The organism is Streptomyces muensis, from assembly GCF_021474425.1.
Classification (GTDB): domain Bacteria; phylum Actinomycetota; class Actinomycetes; order Streptomycetales; family Streptomycetaceae; genus Streptomyces; species Streptomyces muensis.
Window position 1 is genome coordinate 21,155 of the sequence record NZ_JAKEIP010000107.1, and the last position, 6,075, is coordinate 27,229.

Genomic DNA, 6,075 nt, shown 5'->3' on the forward strand with positions numbered 1-6,075 from the left:
GAGACTGTACAGGAGGGTGAGCCCGGGGTCGAACTCACCCAACGTGCACGGCTCGTCACGGTGCCAGCGTGTCGATCGTCTTCACGATCCGCTTGTCGGAGATCGGGTACGCCGTGCCCAGCGCGTGGGCGAAATAGCTGACGCGGAGCTCCTCCAGCATCCAGCGGACGTCCAGGACCTGCTGCGGCACGGGGCGCCCCTGCGGCATCTGCTCCAGGAGCCAGGCGTACTCGTCCTGCATCTCGTGGACCTTCTCCATGCGCGTCGTGTCCCGCTGGACGTTCGTCGGCATCTGCTGGAGCCGGCGGTCCACCGCGATCAGGTAGCGCATCAGGTCGGGCATCCGGCGCAGGCCCGCCGTCGTCACGAAACCGGGCCGCACAAGGGCGTCCAGCTGCTTGCGCACGTCCGTGAGGTTGGCGAGCAGGGCAGGGCTGCGTACGGCCTTCAGACGGCGCTCGGCGGCCTGCCAGGCGGCGAGGACCTGCTGCACCTGGCCCACCGTACGCACGGTCGTGTCGACGATCTCGGCGCGCACCTTGTCGTACAGCTTCCGGTACGACTCCTCGTCCCATGCCGGCCCGCCGAAGTCGCCGATCAGCCTGTCCGCCGCCGCCATCGCGCAGTCGTCGAAGAGAGCCTGGATCGAACCGTGGGGGTTGGCGGACAGGGCCAGCTTCTGGGCGTTCGTGAGCTTCTCGGACGCGAACTTCGCCGGATTGACCGGGATGTTGCGCAGGATCAGCCGGCGCGTGCCCTTCCACATCGCCTGCTGTTGCTCCGCTTCCGTGTCGAAGAGCCGTACGGAGACCGTGTCGCCGTCGTCCACCAGCGCCGGGTACGCCTTGACCGGCTGACCGGCGCGGCGGGTCTCGAAGACCCGGGTGAGGGCGCCGATGGTCCAGTCGGTCAGGCCGGTGCGCTCCAGGGACTCGCCGCCCTGACGGGACGCGGTGGCCGCGGCCGCCTGGGAGAGGGCCTTGCGGGCCTTCGGCTTCAGACGGAGCTTGAGCGCCTCCAGATCCTTGTCCTCGGCCAGCTTGCGACGCCGCTCGTCCACGATCCGGAAGGTGACGCGGAGGTGCTCAGGGACCTTCGCCCAGTCGAAGTCGTCGGCGGTGAAGGGCACCCCCACCATGCGCTTCAGCTCACGGGCCATGGTCACGGTCAGTGGCTCCTGCAGCGGCACCGCCGTGTCCAGGAAGCGCTTGGCGAAGTTCGGCGCCGGCACGTAGTTACGGCGGATCGGCTTCGGGAGGGAACGGATCAGCTCCGTCACCAACTCCTCCCGCAGACCCGGGATCTGCCAGTCGAAGCCCTCGTCCGTGACCTGGTTGAGAACCTGGAGCGGGATGTGGACGGTCACACCGTCGGCGTCCGCGCCCGGCTCGAACTGGTACGTCACCCGGAACTTCAGCCCACCCTGCCGCCAGGAGTCCGGATAGTCCGCCTTGGTGACCGCCTCCGCCGACTCCCGGATCAGCATCTCGCGCTCGAAGTCCAGGAACTCCGGCTGCTCGTGCCGCTTGCGCTTCCACCAGGAGTCGAAGTGCGCTCCGGAGACGACGTGCTCGGGAACCTTCTGGTCGTAGAAGTCGAACAGCGTCTCGTCGTCGACCACGATGTCCCGGCGCCGCGCCCGGTGCTCCAACTCCTCCACCTCGCTGAGGAGTCTGCGGTTGTCGGCGAAGAACTTGTGGTGCGTGCGCCAGTCGCCCTCGACCAGCGCGTTGCGGATGAAAAGCTCGCGGCTGACTTCCGGGTCGATACGGCCGTAGTTCACCTTGCGCTGGGCGATGATCGGCACGCCGTACAGCGTGACCTTCTCGTACGCCATCACCGCCGCCTGGTCCTTCTCCCAGTGCGGTTCGCTGTACGTCCGCTTCAGCAGGTGCCCGGCGAGCGGCTCGACCCACTCCGGCTCGATCTTCGCGTTGACCCGGGCCCACAGCCTGGACGTCTCCACCAGCTCGGCGGACATCACGAACCGTGGGGGCTTCTTGAAGAGGGCCGAGCCCGGGAAGATCGCGAACTTCGCGCTGCGGGCCCCCAGGTACTCGTTCTTCGCGCCGTCCTTCACATCCTTCATACCGATGTGGGAGAGCAGACCGGCGAGCAGGGAGAGGTGGATCCGGTCGGCCGGGGCGTCCTCCTCGTTGAGATGGATGCCCATCTGCTTGGCGACCGTACGCAGCTGCGTATAGATGTCCTGCCATTCGCGAATGCGCAGGAAGTTCAGATACTCCTGCTTGCACATCCGGCGGAACGACGACGAGCCCCGCTCACGCTGCTGCTCGCGGACGTAACGCCACAGGTTCAGATACGCGAGGAAATCGCTGGTCTCGTCCTTGAAACGGGCGTGCTGCTGGTCAGCCTGCGCCTGCTTGTCGGCCGGCCGCTCGCGCGGGTCCTGAATGGACAGCGCCGCCGCTATGACCATGACCTCACGGACACAGCCGTTCCTGTCCGCCTCCAGGACCATCCGGGCCAGCCGCGGGTCGACCGGCAGCTGAGCGAGCTTGCGGCCGGTCTGCGTGAGCCGCTTGCGTACGTCCTTCTCGGCCGGGTCGATCGCGCCGAGCTCCTGGAGCAGCTGGACACCGTCGCGGATGTTGCGGTGGTCCGGCGGGTCGATGAACGGGAACTTCTCGATGTCGCCGAGGCCGGCCGCGGTCATCTGGAGGATGACGGAGGCGAGATTCGTACGGAGGATCTCGGCGTCCGTGAACTCCGGGCGGGCGAGAAAGTCGTCCTCTGAGTACAGCCGGATGCAGACACCGTCGCTGGTCCGACCACAACGGCCCTTGCGCTGGTTGGCGCTGGCCTGGGAGACCGGCTCGATGGGCAGCCGCTGGACCTTGGTGCGGTGGCTGTAGCGGCTGATCCGGGCGAAACCGGGGTCGATGACGTACTTGATGCCCGGGACGGTCAGCGACGTCTCGGCGACGTTGGTCGCCAGAACGATCCTGCGGCCGGTGTGCGGCTGGAAGACACGGTGCTGCTCGGCGTGCGAGAGCCGGGCGTACAGGGGCAGGACCTCGGTGAACCGGTAGTTCTTCTTCACGAGCGCGTCGGCGGTGTCCCGGATCTCCCGCTCACCCGAGAGGAAGACGAGGATGTCCCCCTTGCCCTCGCCCTGCAGCTCCTCCACCGCATCGCAGATCGCGGTGATCTGATCCCGGTCGGAGTCCTCGGAGTCCTCCTCGAGAAGCGGCCGATATCGCACCTCCACCGGATACGTACGCCCGCTGACCTCGATGATCGGCGCGTCACCGAAATGCCGCGAGAAACGCTCGGGGTCGATCGTCGCCGAAGTGATGACAACCTTCAGGTCGGGCCGCTTCGGCAGCAGCTGCGCCAGATACCCGAGCAGGAAGTCGATGTTGAGAGACCGCTCGTGCGCCTCGTCGATGATGATCGTGTCGTAGGCGCGCAGCTCACGGTCGGTCTGGATCTCCGCGAGCAGGATGCCGTCCGTCATCAGCTTGATGAACGTGGCGTCCGGGTTCACCTGGTCGGTGAACCGCACCTTCCAGCCGACCGACTCCCCGAGCGGCGTGTCCAGCTCCTCCGCCACCCGCTCCGCGACCGTGCGCGCCGCGATACGGCGGGGCTGCGTGTGCCCGATCATGCCGCGCACACCACGCCCGAGCTCCAGACAGATCTTCGGAATCTGCGTGGTCTTCCCGGACCCGGTCTCACCGGCGACGATCACCACCTGGTGATCACGGATCGCCTCCGCGATATCGCTCTTCTTCTGGCTGACCGGCAGCTGCTCGGGATACGTGACGGCAGGCACAAGGGTGCGCCGCGTGGCGATACGCTCCTCACCCTTGGCGATCTCCGCCTCGATCTCGGCCAGCACGGCGGCCCGCGCCTCCGGCTTACGGATCTTGCGCGCACCTTCGAGCCGCCGCCCGAGCCGCTGCGCATCACGCAGGGACAACTCGGTCAGACGGGGGGCGAGGGCGCCGAGGGCGGGGGCAGGCTGCGTAGACATACGCGATCCAGGATCTCATCCCACCGAAATCGATGGCGAACGCTTTTGCCTCCGGCGGTGGGACGGGGTGCGTGTGCGGGCACGCTCCCTCGTACGACGGGGTCGAACCGGCGACCTTTCGGCTGCGCCGCGGGCGCGGCTTCCACCTTGACAGGGCGGTGGCGGGGTGAGGTGGGGTGACATGCAAAACGCCCCCTCGGGAGATCCCGGAGGGGGCGTCGCCCTTGGTAGGGCTGCGGTGGCTGGGGCCGGGGTCGAACCGGCGACCTTCCGCTTTTCAGGCGGACGCTCGTACCAACTGAGCTACCCAGCCATGAGGCTTCGAGAAGCCTCAGCGGTCCTGACGGGATTTGAACCCGCGGCCTCCACCTTGACAGGGTGGCGAGCACTCCAAACTGCTCCACAGGACCAAGCGATGTGTACGACAGTGTCGCACACGGTGTTGCGTGCCCCCAACGGGATTCGAACCCGTGCTACCGCCTTGAAAGGGCGGCGTCCTAGGCCGCTAGACGATGAGGGCTATCGGCCCGCCTGGGCGCTTCTCAGCGCGTCGGGGACGTGAGAAGCATATGGGATGGCGGGAGGTATCGCCAAAACGGTTTACGGGGAGGGAGTGAGGGACGTCGAGCCCGACGGGCTCGGGGAGTCCGTCGCGCCGGGTTGGTTCTCCTCGACCAGGTGGCGCCGTACCTCCGCGGTGGTCAGGCCCAGGCCGCCCAGTTCGATCTCGTCCCAGGCCTGGAGCCGGCGGGTGTCGCGGTCGAAGTAGAGGATCGAGGTCTGGATGGGGTCGGGGTGTTTGCCCTCGATGGCGCGCAGGCCGCTGCCGCCGGTGGAGCCCTCGATGCGCAGGCGGGTGCCGTAGGGCAGGAGCTCGGTCTCCTGGTGGTGGATGTGGCCGGCCAGGGCCAGGGGGACCTCGCCGTCGGTCTGGCGGGCGGCGACCGGTTCGTGGGCGACGGCCACGTCCACGGGGGTGCCGGCGGTCCTCTGGTCGCGCAGCGATGTGGCGAGGCGGGCGCCCGCCAGTTCGTTCGCGGCGTCGCCGCCGGGGATCCGGGAGCGGTCGGGGGTGAACTGGGGGTCGCCGATGCCGGCGAAGCGCAGGCCGGAGATGGTCTTGGCCTCGCCGTCGTCCAGGACGTGGACGTTCTTGAGGTTCTCCAGGTAGCGCTGGGTCTGCTGGGAGTCGTGGTTGCCGCGGACCCAGACGTAGGGGGCGCCGAGGTTCTCGATGGGGTCGAGGAAGCCGTTCTCGGCGGCTGTGCCGTGGTCCATGGTGTCGCCGGAGTCGACGATCACGTCGACCTTGTACTGGTCGACGAGCGAGGCGATGATCTTCCAGCTCGCCGGGTTGAGGTGGATGTCGGAGACGTGCAGGACGCGGATGGTGGTGGGGTCCGGCGCGTAGGCGGGGAGGGTGGAGGTGGCGTCGTAGAGCTTCGTCACGTTGGTGACCAGGCGGGCCAACTCCTTCTGGTAGACGTCGAATTCGGTGACGATGCTGCGGGCGTTGCCGACCAGGGACGGGGCGGAGGAGAGGAGTCCTGAGAACTTGGGTTCCAGGACGGATTCGGGGTTCCAGGTGGCGTAGGCGGTGCCGCCGGAGGCGGCGAGGAGGGTGAGGGCGAGGCCGCCGGCGGCGAGGGCGCGGCGGGGGCGGCGGTAGACGGCGAGGCCGAGTGCGGTGGCGCCGGTGACGACGGCGACGCAGCTGCGTACGGCGAGGTCGACGGTGCCGTGGGTGACGTCCTGGGCGACCTCGTCCTGGAGGCCGGAGAGGCGTTCGGGGTGGTCGACGAGGGCCTGGGCGCGGACGGGGTCGAGTTGGTCGACGTTGACGTCGAGGCGGACGGGGGCGGTGTGGCTGTCCAGTTGGAGTGCGCCGAGGGGGGATACGTTGATCTTCGTGCCGCCGCTGACGGAGGGGCGCAGGGTCATCGTCGTGTTCATGGGGCCGACGGGGACGCGTACGTTGCCGACGACGAGCAGGCCGAGCCAGGCGCCGAGGAGGACGACCGTGATCAGGCCGAGGGCGCGTGTCCAGGGGTGGGGCTGGGTGACGAGTTCGGGTG

General features: G+C 68.2%; 2 protein-coding genes and 3 tRNA genes. All 5 read right to left on the reverse strand.

Annotated features, from left to right (window positions below):
• Positions 1-55: 55 nt before the first annotated feature.
• Complete coding sequence (hrpA, locus tag L0P92_RS24010) at positions 56-4,000, reverse strand: ATP-dependent RNA helicase HrpA (protein WP_234764922.1); 3,945 nt, start codon at positions 3,998-4,000, stop codon at positions 56-58.
• Between the two features lie 239 nt (positions 4,001-4,239).
• Positions 4,240-4,313: transfer RNA gene (locus tag L0P92_RS24015), tRNA-Phe, on the reverse strand.
• Between the two features lie 22 nt (positions 4,314-4,335).
• A tRNA-Asp gene (locus L0P92_RS24020) sits at positions 4,336-4,410 on the reverse strand.
• Between the two features lie 37 nt (positions 4,411-4,447).
• A tRNA-Glu gene (locus L0P92_RS24025) sits at positions 4,448-4,520 on the reverse strand.
• An 80-nt stretch (positions 4,521-4,600) separates the two neighbouring features.
• Positions 4,601-6,075 (reverse strand): metallophosphoesterase family protein (locus tag L0P92_RS24030; protein ID WP_234764923.1); only part of this gene is annotated, 1,475 nt, incomplete at its 5' end.

Bases quoted from the DNA above. Each gene is read 5' to 3' on its own strand.
- hrpA (WP_234764922.1), bottom strand. From the start codon at position 4,000: ATGTCTACGCAGCCTGCCCCCGCCCTCGGCGCCCTCGCCCCCCGTCTG.